Below are 16,094 nucleotides of genomic sequence, written 5' to 3' on the forward strand. Positions count from 1 at the left end.
AGGGGCACGCAGTCCGGTTCAAGTATCTTCCGTACAGGCTTGGTTTTGCCCTTGAAATGACGACGAATTCCACTCCGATCAATCCGCACCGCGCCGTGCGCTGGTGGCTGATCTCCGTGGCCGCCTTGATCGCGCTGATGGTGCTGGTCGGCGGCGCGACGCGGCTGACGGAATCCGGCCTGTCGATCGTCGAATGGAAGCCGGTCACCGGCAGCGTGCCGCCGCTGTCCGAGGCACAGTGGACCGATGCCTTCGAGGCCTACAAGAAGATCCCGCAATATCGCGAACTCAATGCGGGCATGTCGCTCTCAGAGTTCAAGCAGATTTTTTGGTGGGAATGGAGCCACCGGCTGCTCGGCCGCTTCATCGGCGTCGCCTATTTGCTGCCGTTCCTGTTCTTCCTATGGCGCGGTGGCCTGGCAGTTGAATTGAAGCGGCGGCTGTGGCTGTTGTTCGCGCTCGGCGGCCTGCAGGGCGCTGTCGGCTGGTGGATGGTGGCTTCAGGGCTGTCTGAGCGGGTCGAGGTGTCACAGTATCGACTGGCGACGCATCTGGTTCTGGCGCTGCTGATCTTTGCCGGCATCGTCTGGACCGTGCGGCGGCTTACCGACCGGCCGCAGCTTGCGGTCGCGGCGCGGCTGCGGATCACGAGCGCGGTGCTGGTGATCGTGACCTTCGTGCAGATCTATTTCGGCGCGCTGGTCGCGGGCCTGCGTGCCGGACGTGCCTACAACACCTGGCCGACGATCGACGGCGCCTTCATTCCCTCGGCGGAGCGGCTGTGGTTCGAGACGCCATGGTGGCGCAACATGTTCGACAATGTGCTGACGGTGCAGTTCGAGCACCGCATGACGGCTTACCTGCTTTTCACGCTGGCGGTGCTGCATGCGCTCGACGCGGTGCGTTCGCGCAGCAGTTCGGCGGTGAGCGGTGCACTCTGGCTGCTTGCGGCGGTGAGCCTGCAGGCGGTGCTCGGCATCCTCACGCTGCTCAACCAGGTGCCGATCGACCTTGCGCTCTCGCACCAGGCGGTCGCGATCGTCGTGTTGACGTTGGCGGTGATGCAGTTGGAACGGCTGGCGTCGCGCCGATCGGCCGAGATGCAGCCGCGCGCGGTTCCCGTCGGTCAGCCCGGCTGATCGCCATCGGCCCGGCTGATCAGCAATAGCCGTAGATGCCGCACGAGTAGGGCAGGCGCCAGAAGTAGTCGACCTGCTTCCCGCCGTAATACGCACCCTGATAGTCATAGTCCCAGGGGCGGCCGTAATAGCCCGGCAGCGTATGGGAGCCCGGCAACAGCGGTGTTCCCGGCAGGTTGCGGATGTAGCTGCCGATACCATAGGCCGGCGAGATCAACGCATCCGGATCGGTCTCGACATAGACCTTCGGCGGCTCCTGCGTCGGCGCAACAGCCCGCCGCTTCGGATGCGCCGGCAGATCGGCGGCGAGTGCGCTCGATAGCATCAGCGTCGCTGCAAGGGCAGGCACGATCCAGCGCAGCATCGTCGGCTCCGAATCAAAGGGGCGATCCAAAGACGATTTATGCGACAGATGTGGTTAACGACTGTTAATCGCGGCCGATTCAGAAGGGTGCCCTGCCGGTCAGGCAGGAAAAGTCCTCACCGGCGTGACGACCGCGTCGAACTGAATGCTCACCCTGTTCTTCAGGACGTGTTGGATGACCTCTGTTTCCGACTTCTCGAAAAACTCATCCCAGTTCGCGGCCTGACCGAACTCTCTCGCGAAATCGATCCCGGCGAATTTTCCAAGGAAGAGGGCCGTGACGTCAGACGCATTGTTCTTCGCGAACAGATGCTGTGGTCCCGACTTCTTCATGTACAGGCCGATCATGCGGAGAGCCTTGTAGACCAGCGTACTGTCATGAAACAGAATGATCGCGTCGCTCTTCATCAGCGGCAGCGTCCACAGAAAATCCCTGAAGCAGGCGATATCGGTGTGCTCGCCATCGATGAAGGCAATCTCGAAGCTATTTTCGGCGCCCTGCACTCCATCTACGGAGCCGTCGAACGTCGTCAGCCTGGACGTCGGGACGCCACGAGACACCAGATTGTCGATCATCGTCTGGTGGCTAATTCCGGAGTAGTCGTACTTTGCGCCGCGCTCGTCCGGTTGCTGACGTCCTCTTTCATCGATTGAAAGAACCGCTGTGCAGGCGGGGTCCATCAGAAACGGGGTCAGGCTACCGCCGAGATACGAGCCGATCTCGACATACGAAAACGATCCCAGGACCCGCTTAGCGAGCGCGATGGTCTGCACCAAGAACCGTTTATCGTGAGCGCTTGTTTGTGAGGGGATTGGAAAAAGCGTTCCGATATCCGGTACCGCGATATTCATGGCCATCCTTGTGCAGTCGCGATCATGACGCTCGGTGAAGTCGTGGGAGCGTTGGACGACCGTAGCAACGGAAGCTGGCGCGGAGCCTTCGGCAGGCGCAGCGCCAGATCTCGTTGCGGATGGACGGCGGTGCAGCGCCTTATGCGCCCAGCGCCTGCTCCAGGTCGGCGATGAGGTCTTCCTTGTCCTCGATGCCGATCGAGAGCCGCACGACGTCGGGGCCGGCGCCGGACTTGATCTTGGCGGCGTCGTCGAGCTGGCTGTGCGTGGTCGAGGCCGGGTGGATGACGAGCGAGCGGGTGTCGCCGACATTGGCGAGATGCGAGAACAGCTGCAACTTCGACACCAGGCTGACGCCGGCGTCGTAGCCGCCCTTCAGGCTGAAGGTGAACACGGCGCCCGCACCCTTCGGCGCATATTTGCGCGCGAGCTGGTTGTACTTGTCGCTCGCCAGGCCGGCATAGCTCACCGAGGCCACTGCGGGGTGGCCAGCGAGGAATTCGGCGACGGCCTTGGCGTTATCACAGTGCTTCTGCATGCGCAGCGGCAGCGTCTCGATGCCGGTGAGGATCATGAAGGCATTGAACGGCGACAGCGCCGGCCCGAGATCGCGGAGGCCGAGCACGCGGCAGGCGATCGCGAAGGCGAAATTGCCGAATGTCTCCTGGAGACGGATGCCGTGATATTCCGGCCGCGGCTCGGAAAGCATCGGATATTTGCCGCCCGTGGACCAATCGAAGGTGCCGGCGTCGACGATGATACCGCCGAGCGAGTTGCCGTGACCGCCAAGAAACTTCGTCAGCGAGTGTACGACGATGTCGGCACCGTGGTCGATCGGCCGGATCAGATAGGGTGAGGCCAGCGTGTTGTCGACGATCAGCGGCACGCCCGCCTTGCGCGCGACCGTCGAGATCGCCTCGATGTCGGTGATGCTGCCGGCGGGATTGGCGATGGACTCGATGAAGATCGCTTTCGTGCGCGGCGTCACCGCGCGCTCGAAGCTCGCGATGTCATCGGGATCGGCCCACACCACGTTCCAGCCGAAGCTCTTGAACGCATGGGTGAACTGGTTGATCGAGCCACCATAGAGTTTTCGCGCAGCGATGAACTCGTCGCCCGGCTGGAGCAATTGCTGCAGCACCACGACCTGCGCCGCGTGGCCCGAGGCCACCGCCAACGCGGCGGTACCGCCCTCGAGCGCGGCGACGCGCTCCTCCAGCACCGCGTTGGTCGGGTTGCCGATGCGGGTGTAGATGTTGCCGAACGCCTGCAGGCCGAACAGCGAGGCGGCATGGTCGGCGTCGTTGAAGACGAAAGAAGTCGTTTGATAAATCGGGGTCGCGCGCGCACCGGTGGTCGGATCGGGCTGTGCACCGGCATGCACGGCAAGGGTGGAAAATCCCGGAAGGCGATCGCTCATTGAGGGCGTCCTGTTCTTGTGGCCTGAAATCGCGCGGCATGCTGATCGGCGCCGCGCCCGGCGTCAAGCCGCGGCTTCACATCGCAACGATCGTGCTACGCATTGTCGCGTTCGCGAAATGAATCCGTCGCGATTGCGTCAGCTTTGCTCGGTCTTGTTTTTGGCAGCCCGATCAGAGGCCGCGGTGTCGCCGCCGCCGACACTCATCCGATTGAGGGATAGCCGCATGCCTTGCGTCGGCGCCGGCGGACGCTTGGAGCTGAGCGTGCGCGAATTGACTCCCATCCAGGAAATTTCCGACGACAGCCGGCCATACTCGATCTTGGGGCAGCGGTTCATCACGACCTTAATACCGGCGGCCTCGGCCTTTTCCGCGGCTGCGTCGTCACGCGCGCCAAGCTGCATCCAGATCACCTTCGGCAGCGGATCCAGCGCGAGCGCTTCCTCGACCACGGGCATGATGTGGCTGGAGTTGCGGAAGATGTCGATCATGTCGACGGGGCGGCCAATGTCGCGCAGCGAGGCAACGAAGGGCTTGCCAAGCAGGTCCTTGCCGACATGACCGGGATTGACCGGGATCATGTCGTAGCCGCGCTGCGCCAGATATTTGAACGCGAAATAGCTCGGCCGCACATTGACCGGCGAGGCGCCGACCATCGCGATCGACTTCACGCTGTTGAGGATGCCGCGGATGTAATTGTCGGGATAGGCGTCGTGGTTCATCTTTTTCTTTCGTTCGTCATTCCGGGGCGATGCGCAGCATCGAACCCGGAATCTCGAGATTCTCAGGTGCGCAAGTGCGCACCATAGTTCGGCTCTGCGAGCCGCCCCGGAATGACGGTGCAAGAAATACAGTCACCCGTCCCGCCAGGTCGGCGTGCGCTTCTCGATGAAGGCGCCGATGCCTTCCTCGGCGTCGCGGGCCATCATGTTCTCGGTCATCACCTCTGCCGCATAGCGATAGGCGTCCGCAAGGCTCATCTCGGTCTGGCGGTAGAACGCCTCCTTGCCGAGCTTGACGGTGTAGGCGGATTTCAGCGCGACCTTTGCCGCGAGCGCAATCGCGGCGTCGCGCTCGGTGCCGGCAGCGACGACGCGATTGACGAGACCGATCTCGCGGGCGCGCGCGGCCGGGACCGGTTCGCCCGTCAACAGCATTTCCATCGCTTGCTTGCGCGGCACGTTGCGCGACAGTGCCACCATCGGTGTCGAGCAGAACAGGCCGATGTCGACGCCGGGTGTGGCGAAGCTCGCCGCCTCGGAGGCGATCGCGAGATCGCAGCTTGCGACGAGCTGGCAGCCGGCGGCGGTCGCGATGCCCTGGACGGACGCAACCACCGGCTTCGGCAGATGCACGATCGCCTGCATCATCGCGCTGCAGGCGTTCATGGTCTCGGCGAAGAAGGCGCGGCCGCGATCGGGGTCGGTGCGGCGCGCGGTCAGCTCCTTCATGTCGTGACCGGCCGAGAAGGCGGGACCATTGGCGGCGAGCACGACACCGCGCACGGACTTGTCGCTGCCGATATCATTCAGCGCGGCATGCAGGCTTACGATCATCGCCACCGACAGGCTGTTGCGCGCGGCCGGCCGGTTGAGGGTCAGCACCGCGATGGAGCCGACCATTTCGCGCAGCAGAATTGGCGGTTGCGTGGAGGGGGCGCGGGCGGCCTGGGCGGACATTGCGGCGTTTCCGATTGGATTATTACAGTTAGATGATGCAGATAACCTAATGTAGCAGGCGACGTGAAGCGAGGGTGGGGAACGGCATGGCGGCAGCGAAAATGAGCGTGGCGGAGCTCGAGCAATTTCTCCGCGACGAATTTCCCCAGGCCTTCAGTGGCGACGACATCACGATCGAGAGTGCGGACGGCCAGACCTGCCTGCTGCGCCAGCGTTACGGTGAGAAGATGCTGCGGCCGGGCGGAACCGTATCGGGCCCGACGCTGATGGCCCTGGCCGATTTCGCCATGTATGTGGTGCTGTTGTCGGCGATCGGTCCGATCGGGCTCGCCGTGACCACCAATCTCAACATCAATTTCCTGCGCAAGGGACAGCCGGGGCAGGACGTGCTGGCGGAGGCCCGGCTGCTCAAGCTCGGCAAGCGCCTGGCGGTCGGGGAGGTGAAGCTGTTGTCGGGGACTTCGCCCGATCCGATCGCCCATGTCACATCGACCTATTCCATTCCAAATGTTTGAGGTTTTCGCAGGTAGTATCGCACCTTATTTTTAAGATATTGATTTATCTATTGTAATTTGCATCGTTGGGCATTGACCGTTGCGCGTCTCTTCTCTAGAAACCCGCGCAGTCCGGTGCGGTGTTCGCGCCGATGCTCCCCGTCCACGGAAACTCTGACATGAAAACCTTTTCGGCAAAGCCGGCTGAGGTGACGAAGAAGTGGGTGCTGATCGACGCCAAGGGTCTGGTCGTCGGCCGTCTCGCCACCATCGTTGCCATGCGCCTGCGCGGCAAGCACCTCCCGACCTACACTCCGCACGTTGATTGCGGCGACAACGTCATCATCATCAACGCCCAGCATGCGGTCCTCACCGGCCGCAAGCGCGAGCAGAAGACCTACTACAAGCACACCGGCTATGTCGGTCACGTCAAGGAGCGCACCGCGCGCCAGATCCTCGAGGGCAAGCATCCCGAGCGCGTGCTCGAGAAGGCCGTCGAGCGCATGATCCCGCGTGGTCCGCTCGGTCGCGTTCAGATGGGCAATCTCCGTGTTTACGGCGGTGCCGATCATCCGCACGAGGCCCAGACGCCCGAGAAGCTCGATATCGCCAAGTTGAACCGCAAGAACACGAGGGCCGCATAATCATGGCCGAATCCATTCAGTCGCTCGACCAGCTCTCGCAGCTCAAGACCGCTGCGGCGGCGCCCGATGCGCCCAAGCACGAGAAGAAGGTCGACAAGTTCAACCGCGCCTACGCCACCGGCAAGCGCAAGGACGCGGTCGCCCGCGTCTGGATCAAGCCCGGCGCCGGCAAGGTCACCGTCAACGCGCGTGAGGTCGAGGTCTATTTCGCTCGTCCCGTGCTGCGCATGATGATCGAGCAGCCGTTCTCGGTGGCCCAGCGTTCGGGCCAGTACGATGTGATCTGCACCGTCGCCGGCGGCGGTCTGTCCGGTCAGGCTGGTGCCGTTCGTCATGGCATCTCCAAGGCGCTCACCTATTTCGAGCCCGAGCTGCGCAGCGTGCTCAAGAAGGGCGGCTTCCTCACCCGCGACTCGCGCGTGGTCGAGCGTAAGAAGTACGGCAAGGCAAAGGCTCGCCGGTCCTTCCAGTTCTCGAAGCGTTAATCGCTTCGGTCACATTCGCCGCGAAAGCGGCTTCAATGAGATGCAAAAAGGCGCTGATTTCAGCGCCTTTTTTGTTGTTCGTTTGTACGCAAATTGAGCGCGTGTTTCCCGAAAACTTGGGTCCCCATGAAAACCTGAATGGAACCCGCCGGACATAGCGTCGCATCTGGAAGGGCGCGCAAGTCGGCTGGGCCGATCGCGTAACTGCTATGTTTAGAAGGGGGCCGACATGATGTCGCTCGATAGCATCACGCTCTATTTGGTCGCCACCATGGTCGCCGCATTGCTCGGCGCCATGATGGTGTTTTTCGGCAAGCAGGAGAATAGCCCCGCGCTGAAATGGTGGGGCACGGCCTATCTGCTTGGCGCGGCCTCCGTCGCGCTGTGGACGGCGGCCGGCGACAAGCTCGGTCCACACCTCTATCTCGCCTTGAACGCGGTCGGCTTCGTTGCCTGCGGCATGGTGTGGAACGCAGCGCGCGTCTTCCACGGCCGCAAGCCGAACTGGCCCGGTCTCGTGATTGGTGCGCTCGCCTGGGTCGCGGCGGTAACGCTGCTCGATCCCACTGCGTCGATGCTGCGTATGATCGTCGGCGCCGGCATCGTCTCGGTCTATGCGGCGCTGACCGCGAGCGAGCTCTGGGTCGAGCGGCGCAAGAGCCTGCAGCGGCGCTGGCCGGCCTTCGTGGTGCCGGTGATGCACGGCTGCGTGCTGATGCTGCCGATCCTGCTCGGCAGCTTCCTGCGTCCGAACGATGCCGGCTTCTCCGGCAGCGTCTGGGTTACCGTGTTCGCGGTCGAGCTCGTGCTCTATGCCGTCGGCACCGTGTTCGTGATCTTCATGCTGGTGTCGGAGCGCACGGTGACCGCGCACCGCACCGCCGCGTCGACCGATCCGCTGACGGGCATGCTCAACCGCCGCGGCTTCTCGGAAGCCTGCGCGCGGATGATCGATCGCGAGGCCAAGGGCGGCCGTCCGGTCACGGTGATGATCTTCGACATCGACCATTTCAAATCGATCAACGATCGCTTCGGCCATCCCGCCGGCGACGAGATGCTGAAACTGTTCTCGACCGTCGTCGTCAACAATCTTCGCATCTCCGACTTGTCGGGCCGTATCGGCGGCGAGGAATTCGCGGCGCTGCTACCTTGTGCGCTGGAGGAAGGCGTGCTGGTCGCGGAGCGCGTGCGCGAGGCATTCGAGACCTCCGGCGTCGTGGTCGATGAAGGCCCGGTCGACACCACCGTCAGCATCGGTGTGGCCGGCGGCCCGGCCGGCACCGAGCTGGAGGTGTTGCTGGCTTCGGCCGACACGGCGCTCTACCAGGCCAAGCGCGGCGGTCGTAATCGCGTCGAGGCGGCGGAGGAGCTGCCATTGTCGCTGGAGAACTGGCGCCGCCAGAGTGCCGCGCGGATCGGCGTCCCCAAGGGACAATCAAACACCCAGCCGGCGACGGCCTGAGACCAAGGGGGCTTGCGGTAATCCTCTGTTTACCATTCGGTTCCTACCATTGCGGTCATGGAATCGATCCGTCGACAGAACCCGCAGGCTGCCCTGATGTCGCTCGAAGCCGCCGCAAGCTCGGCACGCGGCGGTTTCGCCTGTCTGTTCTCGACCGCGGATGAGTACGAGACCGCGCTGATTGCCGAGCGTCGGGCCCAGGGACGCTACGCCCAGAGCCGCAGCTATTGGCCGGTGGCGCTGTTTCTCGGCTGCGCGCTCGTCGTTGCAGGCACCGTGCTGCTGTTCGCCTGAGAGCGAGCGCATTTTCGGCCGGGCAGGGCGCCGTTTCGGCGCCTTTTTCTTTTGTCCGGGCTGCGGTAGATACGGCCACCAAACAAAGGGTGGAAACCGATGATCACCGAGATCGCGCAAATCGACATCAAACCGGGCAGCGAGAAGGACTTTGAGGCCGCCGTCGCCAAGGCCAAGGCCGCCTTCGGCCGCTCCAAGGGCTTTCACGGGTTCGAACTGCACAAGTCGATCGAAAAGCCGCAGCGCTACCGGCTGATGGTGAAGTGGGCGACGCTGGAAAACCACACCGTCGATTTTCGCGGTTCGGAGAATTTCACCGAATGGCGCGGCCTGGTTGGTCAGTATTTTGCCTCGCCCCCGGAGGTCGAGCACACCGAGACCGTGCTGACGACCTGAGGCGCCACACCTGCTTTATGCCGCCTCTGCGCGAGGCGCCTCATACGTCTTGAAATGGTCGATCATGACCTTGGCGATGGCGACGAGGGGCAGCGCCAGCGCGAGGCCCCAGATGCCGAAGACGACGCCGAGCAGGATCTGGAATGCGAACAGCGTGGCCGGCGGGATGTCCAGCGCCTGGCGCTGGAGGAGCGGCGTCAGCACGTAGCTCTCCATCGTATGCACGCCGAGGAACAGGATCAGCGCCGATAGCGCCGGGATCCAGCCCGAGGCGAGGCTCGCCAGCACCACGACGACACCGGCGATGATGGCGCCGACGGTCGGGATGAAGGCGAGCAGGCCGGCCTGGATCCCGAGGATGAACGAGCCGGGGATGCCGATGACGGCAAGTCCGATCCAGGTCACGACGCCGACCGCGAGCATGACTATGATCTGCGCGATCAGCCAGCGCTCCAGCGTCTCGCCGATGCGATCGATGATGAGGGTCGCGCGGAGGCGATGCTTCGCCGGCACGAGAAACAACAGCCCGTCGTGATAGACGCTGGGCTGCGCCGCAAAGGCCAGTCCCAGGAACAGCACGATAAAGATGTTGCCGACGGCGCTGATCGCGCCGAACAGCAGCTTGAAGGTCTGGCTGACGATCGCCCCGCCGCTGGAGGCAAGCGCGCCTGCGCCCGGCAGCTGGCCGTGGGCATTCGGGCTCGGCGCAGGCGCCGACGCCGTATCGGTCGAGGACGAGGGGCCGGCGGAGCCGGTACTGCCGATGTCGAAAAAGCTAGTGTCGATGCCGTGGGTCTCGAGGAAGGACCTGACATGCGAGATCTGCGACTTGATGGTGTTGCTGAGCACCGAGGCCTGCTCGGCAATGGTCGCGCCACCGAGATAGGCAACACCTGCAAGCAACGCCGCAAGCACGCTGCAAACGATCGCAAGCCGCACCGCATGCGGCAGGTGCACGCGGCGCCCGAGCGCATTGGTCAGCGCGTTGAGGCCGACGCCGAGCAGCATGCCGGTGAAGATCAGGAGCAGGGTGGCGGCAAAGTACCAGGTGAAGACCAGCGCCGCGGTGAACAGGACGACCCCCATGCCGCCGACGCCAATGGCCCAAGCCATGTCCCGCGCCTGATCGGAGCGGGTTTTGGACTGTTCATCTCTGGGGACGGTCACATCATGTCCTTTCGGCACCGGCAGCAGCACTCTTTCGTGAAATCCCACCGGGGATCAAGCCGGGGCCGTGCGCCGGATCGAAGCGGGCCTCGCGGCCAATACCGGGGGGATGGGAGGGCGCCTTGGGGCGCATTTGCGCAAAAATAGCATTGCCGTCCCGCAATCCCCTCGGTTGAATTTGTTCCATCCGAGGGGCATGTTTGGAGAATCTTCTTACGGGGAGGTCGGAACGGGAGATGAGAAAGCCGGTCGTCGGCGTGATTGGGAATGCCCATCGCGTCGAGAATCGATTTCAGGTCCAGATGGTCGGCGAGCGCAATTTGCGCGCCGTGGCTGAGGTCTCCGGCGGCTTGCCGGTGATGTTTGCGGGCTCGCCCGACATCACCGATATCGCCGCACTGCTCGATACCGTCGACGGCATCGTGCTCACGGGGGCCCGCGCGAACGTGCATCCGACCCGCTTCAACGTCGATCCCTGCGAGAAGCACGAGCCCTATGACATCCACCGCGACGAGGTCGCGCTGGCGCTCTCGGTCGCTTGTGTCTCGCGTGGCATTCCGTTGTTCGGCATCTGCCGGGGCTTGCAGGAGATGAACGTCGCCTTCGGCGGCTCGCTGCATCCCGAGATCCGCGAAATTCCAGGCCGCATGAACCACCGCATGCCGCGGCTCGAGAATGGCGAGATCCATCCTGATCCCACGGTCGTGTTCGCCGACCGTCATGACGTCGACCTCACGCCGGGGGGCGCGTTCGCAAAGCTGCTCGGCTGCGAGAAGATCCGGGTCAATTCGCTGCACGGGCAGGGCATCCTCGATCCGGGCAAGCGCGTGCTGATCGAAGGCGTGGCCGAGGACGGCACCATCGAGGCGATCCGCATCGCGGAGGCCTCGACCTTCGCGCTCGGCGTGCAATGGCACGCCGAATACGACCCGCAGCGCAATCCGATCAATCGCAAGCTGTTCGAGGCGTTCGGCGAGGCGATGGTGGCGAAGCAGAGGGCGGCGGCGTAGCGCGGCTGCGTGGCGAGTTCGGGGTAAGCCTCTCGCCACATCGCCATTGCGCGTCAACGGGTCCGCGCGAAGCGCGGCCCGATGATAGGCTCCGCGAAGCAATCCAGAATCCGTTCGCGCGAAGACTCTGGAAGGAATGACGGCGGACGTTGTCCGCGACATGAGTGCCGCAGTTCGACCCCGTCCATTGCATCGCACAATGCAATTGCGGGCGACGCACCTCCGCATTGAGGTTTGCGTGACGGCCACCATATCTTCGGCAAGGGAGCCCTTGCCGTGCAGATCATGAAGGCGGCCCTCGTTGCGGCGATCGGCATCGTCGCTTGTCTTGCCTGTCTCCGTCCCGGCTCTGCGGAGGATCATCGCCGTCTTGCACTCACCGTCACGATCGATGGCGCCATTGACCCGGCGTCGGCGAGCTATGTGAAGGAGGCGCTGGTCAAGGCGAGCGAACGACGCGCCGAGATCGTGGTCCTTCGGATGAATACGCCCGGCGGCCTGAATTCCAGCATGCGCGAGATCATCGCGGATGTGCTCGGCTCCTCCGTGCCTGTCGCCGGCTACGTCGCGCCGGCCGGCGCCCATGCGGCAAGCGCCGGGACCTATATCCTCTATGCGACCCACATCGCGGCGATGGCGCCGGGCACCAATATCGGTGCCGCGACGCCGGTGCAGATTGGCGGACCGCTTCCGGGCCTGCCCGGCGGCGCGCCGGACAAGGACAGCAAGGACAAGAAGGACGAGCCGAAGGACGCGATGACGGCGAAGGTGACAAACGATGCCGTCGCCTTCATCCGTAGCCTCGCCGAACTGCGCGGCCGCAATGCCGATTGGGCCGAGAAGGCGGTCCGCGAAGCGGCCACGCTGTCCGCCAATGGCGCGTTGCAGGCGCATGCCGTCGACCTCGTCGCGCGCGATGAGGCCGACCTGCTCAGGCAGATCGACGGTCGCGTGGTCGAGCTCGGCGACGGCACGACGCAGCGTCTGGCCACGCAGGACGCCATCATCGAAGCCGTCGATCCCGGCTGGATTTCCCGATTCCTGGCGGTCATCACCGATCCCAACGTCGCGTTCATCCTCCTGATGGTCGGAATCTACGGCCTCATCTTCGAGTTCATGTCCCCCGGCGCCGTTGCTCCGGGCGTGGTCGGGACGATCTGCCTGCTGCTCGGCCTCTACGCCCTCAACATGCTGCCGATCAATTATGCCGGCCTCGGCCTGATGCTGGTCGGCATTGCGCTCCTCGCGATCGAGGCATTCAATCCGACCGTCGTGATCGGGCTTGGAGGCGTCGTCGCCTTTGTGCTGGGCGCCATCATGCTGGTCAGGATCGAATCGCCCGGCTACCGGCTGTCGTGGTCGGTCATCGCCATCGTCGCGGCGATCTTCACGGGGTTCGTTCTGGTTGTGCTCGGTGCGCTTCGGCGCGCCCGCCGCGGTTCGCCACGGGTCGGGGCGCAAGCCATGCGCGGCCTGATCGCCGAGGTGCTCGACTGGAACGAGAACGAGGGGCACGTGTTCACGCATGGCGAACGCTGGCAAGCGCGCGGCGCTGATACCTTCAAGCCCGGAGAGAGGGTCGAGGTCGCCAATATCGTCGACTTGACCCTGGTGGTTCGGCGGCCGAGCGGCGAGGGAGGTCACGTCTGATGTTCGAATATTCGCTTTATGCAGTGCTTGCGCTGATCGTCGTCCTGTTTCTCACCCAGGCGGTTCGCATCCTCAGGGAATACGAGCGCGGCGTTATCTTCACGCTCGGCCGCTTCACTGGGGTGAAGGGGCCGGGCCTCGTCATCCTCATTCCGGTCGTGCAGCAGCTCGTCAAGGTCGACCTCAGGGTGATGGTGCAGGTGGTACCGCCCCAGGACGTGATTTCGCGCGACAACGTCTCGGTCAAGGTCAACGCCGTTCTCTACTTCCGCATCGTCGATCCCGAGCGCGCCATCATCAAGGTCGGCGACTACATGGCCGCGACCAGTCAGCTCGCCCAGACCACGCTGCGCTCGGTACTTGGCAAGCACGAGCTCGACGAGATGCTCGCCGAACGCGACAGGTTGAACGCCGACATCCAGGAAATCCTCGACAAGCAGACCGACGTCTGGGGCATCAAGGTGACCGGAATCGAGATCAAGGACATCGATATTAACGAAACAATGGTGCGCGCGATCGCCAAGCAGGCCGAAGCAGAACGGTTGCGGCGCGCCAAGGTGATCAACGCGATGGGCGAACAACAGGCCGCCGAAAAGCTGGTCGAGGCCGGCCGGATTCTCGCGCAGGAGCCGCAGGCGATGCAGCTGCGCTACTTCGCGGCTCTGCACGACATCGCCGGCGAGCGGTCGTCGACCATCGTGTTTCCGTTGCCGACGGGGTTGCTCGACCATTTGATATCGCGGCGCGAGACGAATTGAGCGTGGATTGACGCAGGACTGCTACGAACGCGCTCGCAATATCTCGGATCGAATAAACCAATCGGCAACGATTGCTGCGCGCCGATTTTCGCGATTCCGATTCGTTCTTTGAGAACGAAATGGAGTCAGATGCAGAACGAAAGTTGACGGCTTTCAGCGTTCGCCCAAACGAAAAGGCGCCCCTCGCGGGGCGCCTTTTGCTTGTCGCGATCGCTCGGGCCGTTTAGCCCGAATAGTACATTTCGAACTCGACCGGATGCGGGGTCATCTCGAAACGGGCGACTTCGGTCATCTTCAGCTCGATGTAGGCGTCGATGAAGTCGTCGTCGAACACGCCGCCGTTCTTGAGGAAGCCGCGGTCCTTGTCAAGGTTTTCGAGCGCCTCGCGGAGCGAGCCGCACACCGTCGGGATCTGCTTCAGCTCTTCCTTCGGCAGGTCGTAGAGGTCCTTGTCCATCGCCGGACCCGGATCGATCTTGTTCTTGATGCCGTCGAGGCCGGCCATCAGCATCGCGGCGAAGCCGAGATAGGGATTGGCCATCGGATCCGGGAAGCGCACTTCGACACGCTTGGCCTTCGGCGAAGCGGTGTAGGGGATGCGGCAGGAAGCCGAGCGGTTGCGCGCGGAGTAGGCGAGCAGCACGGGAGCCTCATAGCCGGGGACCAGACGCTTGTAGGAGTTGGTCGACGGGTTGGTGAAGGCGTTGATCGCCTTGGCGTGCTTGATGATGCCGCCGATGTAGTGAAGGCAGGTCTCCGACAGGTCGGCATATTTGTTGCCGGCGAACACCGGCTTGCCGTCCTTCCAGATCGACTGGTGCACGTGCATGCCCGAGCCGTTGTCGCCAAAGATGGGCTTCGGCATGAAGGTGGCGGTTTTGCCGTAGATGTGCGCGACCTGGTGGATGCAGTACTTGTAGATCTGCATGTGGTCGGCCATCAGCGTCAGCGTGTCGAACTTCATGCCGAGCTCGTGCTGGGCGGAAGCGACTTCATGGTGATGCTTCTCGACCTTGACGCCCATCTTGGCCATGGCGCCCAGCATTTCCGAGCGCATGTCCTGCACCGAGTCCTGCGGCGGAACGGGGAAGTAGCCGCCCTTGGTGCGGATGCGGTGGCCGAGATTGCCGCCTTCATATTCGGTGTCGGAATTGGTCGGCAGTTCCGAGGAGTCGAGCCGGAAACCGGTCTTGTAGGGTTCGGCCGAATAGCGCACGTCGTCGAACACGAAGAACTCGGCTTCGGGACCGACGAACACGCTGTCGCCCACACCCATCGACTTCACCATGGCCTCGGCCTTCTTGGCGATGCCGCGGGGGTCGCGGTTATAGGGCTCGCCGGTGGTCGGCTCGAGCACGTCGCAGGTGATGACCATCGTGGTTTCTGCGAAGAACGGATCGATCGTCGCGGTCACCGGATCAGGCATCAGGCACATGTCGGATTCGTTGATCGCTTTCCAGCCGGCGATCGAGGAGCCGTCGAACATCGTTCCTTCGGCGAAAATGTCCTCATCGATCATGCTGACGTCGAACGTCACGTGCTGCCACTTGCCGCGCGGATCGGTGAAGCGCAGATCGACGTATTTGACGTCGTTGTCCTTGATCGATTTCAGGACGTCTTTGGCGGTCTTCATGCATACCCCTTTTGGCTCTGCGGGTCGGTTTCCAGATGAGCAGATTCGTTCTCGCTTTCGGCGAGTTGGTGCAACCGCACAAACGAAATCAGGCCGCCGAAGCAGCCTTTTTTCTTTCAGAGTGTCGCAAAATTCGGGATAGCACCCGGCTCAGATAGCGTCCAGCCCGGATTCGCCGGTTCGGATGCGGATCGCCTCTTCGATATTGGAGACGAAGATCTTGCCGTCGCCGATGCGTCCGGTTTGCGCGGCGCGGCGGATCGCGTCGATCGCGCGCTCGACCAGGTCGTCGCCGATCACGATCTCGATCTTCACCTTGGGCAGGAAGTCGACGATGTATTCTGCGCCGCGGTAGAGCTCGGCGTGGCCCTTCTGGCGACCAAAACCCTTGGCCTCGGTCACGGTGATGCCTTGAAGGCCGACTTCCTGAAGCGCTTCCTTCACCTCGTCGAGCTTGAACGGCTTGATGATGGCTTCGATTTTCTTCACTGCGCGCCTCCCGGCCTTTCGATCAAATAGCAACGTCTTCGTCAGGATGCGCTTCTCTCACGCACGATCTTGTCTTTGCTATGCCGGGACCTGACCAGCCCGGCACCAACGGCCGGCCACACCCAGATATTGCCAGTGAGCACGACGAACCGAAGCG

General features: G+C 63.3%; 18 protein-coding genes. 10 read left to right on the plus strand and 8 right to left on the minus strand.

Annotation, left to right across the window (positions count from 1 at the left end):
• The first annotated feature begins 56 nt into the window (after positions 1 to 56).
• On the plus strand, positions 57 to 1,139 hold the full coding sequence (locus JQ587_RS04355; RefSeq protein WP_212424509.1) for a COX15/CtaA family protein: 1,083 nt from the start codon (positions 57 to 59) through the stop codon (positions 1,137 to 1,139).
• A 19-nt stretch (positions 1,140 to 1,158) separates the two neighbouring features.
• Here JQ587_RS04355 and JQ587_RS04360 read toward each other — a convergent pair whose 3' ends face one another.
• The 5 genes from JQ587_RS04360 to JQ587_RS04380 all read right to left on the minus strand — a co-directional run bounded on the left by JQ587_RS04360 (position 1,159) and on the right by JQ587_RS04380 (position 5,455).
• On the minus strand, positions 1,159 to 1,503 hold the full coding sequence (locus JQ587_RS04360; RefSeq protein ID WP_212424510.1) for a hypothetical protein: 345 nt from the start codon (positions 1,501 to 1,503) through the stop codon (positions 1,159 to 1,161).
• A 99-nt stretch (positions 1,504 to 1,602) separates the two neighbouring features.
• Positions 1,603 to 2,355 carry a class I SAM-dependent methyltransferase gene (locus JQ587_RS04365; protein ID WP_212424511.1) on the minus strand — a complete coding sequence of 251 codons (753 nt, stop codon included), beginning with the start codon at positions 2,353 to 2,355 and terminating at the stop codon, positions 1,603 to 1,605.
• 139 nt (positions 2,356 to 2,494) lie between these two features.
• Positions 2,495 to 3,775 (minus strand): O-acetylhomoserine aminocarboxypropyltransferase, encoded by a 1,281-nt coding sequence (locus JQ587_RS04370; protein ID WP_212424512.1) that lies wholly within the window; start codon positions 3,773 to 3,775, stop codon positions 2,495 to 2,497.
• 138 nt (positions 3,776 to 3,913) lie between these two features.
• A complete protein-coding gene (locus JQ587_RS04375) occupies positions 3,914 to 4,498 on the minus strand; it encodes a CoA-binding protein (protein ID WP_212300984.1) in 585 nt (194 codons plus the stop codon).
• A gap of 132 nt (positions 4,499 to 4,630) precedes the next feature.
• Positions 4,631 to 5,455 carry an enoyl-CoA hydratase gene (locus JQ587_RS04380; protein ID WP_212424513.1) on the minus strand — a complete coding sequence of 275 codons (825 nt, stop codon included), beginning with the start codon at positions 5,453 to 5,455 and terminating at the stop codon, positions 4,631 to 4,633.
• 86 nt (positions 5,456 to 5,541) lie between these two features.
• Between JQ587_RS04380 and JQ587_RS04385 the strand changes: the two genes are divergently transcribed.
• The 6 genes from JQ587_RS04385 (at position 5,542) to JQ587_RS04410 (ending at position 9,230) form a co-directional block, all read left to right on the plus strand.
• Positions 5,542 to 5,970 carry a PaaI family thioesterase gene (locus JQ587_RS04385; protein ID WP_057756285.1) on the plus strand — a complete coding sequence of 143 codons (429 nt, stop codon included), beginning with the start codon at positions 5,542 to 5,544 and terminating at the stop codon, positions 5,968 to 5,970.
• A gap of 158 nt (positions 5,971 to 6,128) precedes the next feature.
• Entirely contained in the window at positions 6,129 to 6,593 is a 465-nt protein-coding gene (gene rplM, locus JQ587_RS04390; RefSeq protein ID WP_015685724.1) for a 50S ribosomal protein L13, read from the plus strand.
• A 2-nt stretch (positions 6,594 to 6,595) separates the two neighbouring features.
• Positions 6,596 to 7,078, plus strand: coding sequence for a 30S ribosomal protein S9 (gene rpsI, locus JQ587_RS04395; RefSeq protein WP_092290945.1), 483 nt, complete (start codon positions 6,596 to 6,598; stop codon positions 7,076 to 7,078).
• A 229-nt stretch (positions 7,079 to 7,307) separates the two neighbouring features.
• Positions 7,308 to 8,540, plus strand: a complete 1,233-nt coding sequence (locus JQ587_RS04400) for a GGDEF domain-containing protein (protein WP_212300982.1) — start codon at positions 7,308 to 7,310, stop codon at positions 8,538 to 8,540.
• A gap of 57 nt (positions 8,541 to 8,597) precedes the next feature.
• Positions 8,598 to 8,834 carry a hypothetical protein gene (locus JQ587_RS04405; protein ID WP_212300981.1) on the plus strand — a complete coding sequence of 79 codons (237 nt, stop codon included), beginning with the start codon at positions 8,598 to 8,600 and terminating at the stop codon, positions 8,832 to 8,834.
• A 99-nt stretch (positions 8,835 to 8,933) separates the two neighbouring features.
• Entirely contained in the window at positions 8,934 to 9,230 is a 297-nt protein-coding gene (locus tag JQ587_RS04410) for an antibiotic biosynthesis monooxygenase family protein (protein ID WP_212300980.1), read from the plus strand.
• A 15-nt stretch (positions 9,231 to 9,245) separates the two neighbouring features.
• Here the strand turns inward: JQ587_RS04410 and JQ587_RS04415 are convergent, their stop codons facing one another.
• Positions 9,246 to 10,397 (minus strand): AI-2E family transporter, encoded by a 1,152-nt coding sequence (locus JQ587_RS04415; protein ID WP_212424514.1) that lies wholly within the window; start codon positions 10,395 to 10,397, stop codon positions 9,246 to 9,248.
• Positions 10,398 to 10,633: 236 nt separating this feature from the next.
• Here JQ587_RS04415 and JQ587_RS04420 point away from each other — a divergent pair, with 236 nt between their 5' ends.
• The 3 genes from JQ587_RS04420 (at position 10,634) to JQ587_RS04430 (ending at position 13,815) form a co-directional block, all read left to right on the plus strand.
• Positions 10,634 to 11,407 (plus strand): gamma-glutamyl-gamma-aminobutyrate hydrolase family protein, encoded by a 774-nt coding sequence (locus JQ587_RS04420; RefSeq protein WP_212300978.1) that lies wholly within the window; start codon positions 10,634 to 10,636, stop codon positions 11,405 to 11,407.
• A 276-nt stretch (positions 11,408 to 11,683) separates the two neighbouring features.
• Positions 11,684 to 13,057, plus strand: a complete 1,374-nt coding sequence (locus JQ587_RS04425) for an NfeD family protein (protein WP_212424515.1) — start codon at positions 11,684 to 11,686, stop codon at positions 13,055 to 13,057.
• Positions 13,057 to 13,815: a slipin family protein gene (locus JQ587_RS04430; protein ID WP_433995260.1), complete on the plus strand. Its 759-nt coding sequence runs from the start codon at positions 13,057 to 13,059 to the stop codon at positions 13,813 to 13,815. Before JQ587_RS04425 ends, JQ587_RS04430 begins: the two co-directional genes overlap by 1 nt.
• A gap of 223 nt (positions 13,816 to 14,038) precedes the next feature.
• Here JQ587_RS04430 and glnA read toward each other — a convergent pair whose 3' ends face one another.
• On the minus strand, positions 14,039 to 15,448 hold the full coding sequence (glnA, locus tag JQ587_RS04435; RefSeq protein WP_212300976.1) for a type I glutamate--ammonia ligase: 1,410 nt from the start codon (positions 15,446 to 15,448) through the stop codon (positions 14,039 to 14,041).
• A 150-nt stretch (positions 15,449 to 15,598) separates the two neighbouring features.
• Positions 15,599 to 15,937 (minus strand): P-II family nitrogen regulator, encoded by a 339-nt coding sequence (locus tag JQ587_RS04440; protein WP_007603495.1) that lies wholly within the window; start codon positions 15,935 to 15,937, stop codon positions 15,599 to 15,601.
• Between the last annotated feature and the right edge of the window lie 157 nt (positions 15,938 to 16,094).

The organism is Bradyrhizobium manausense, assembly GCF_018130615.1.
In the GTDB taxonomy this organism is placed as follows: domain Bacteria; phylum Pseudomonadota; class Alphaproteobacteria; order Rhizobiales; family Xanthobacteraceae; genus Bradyrhizobium; species Bradyrhizobium manausense_A.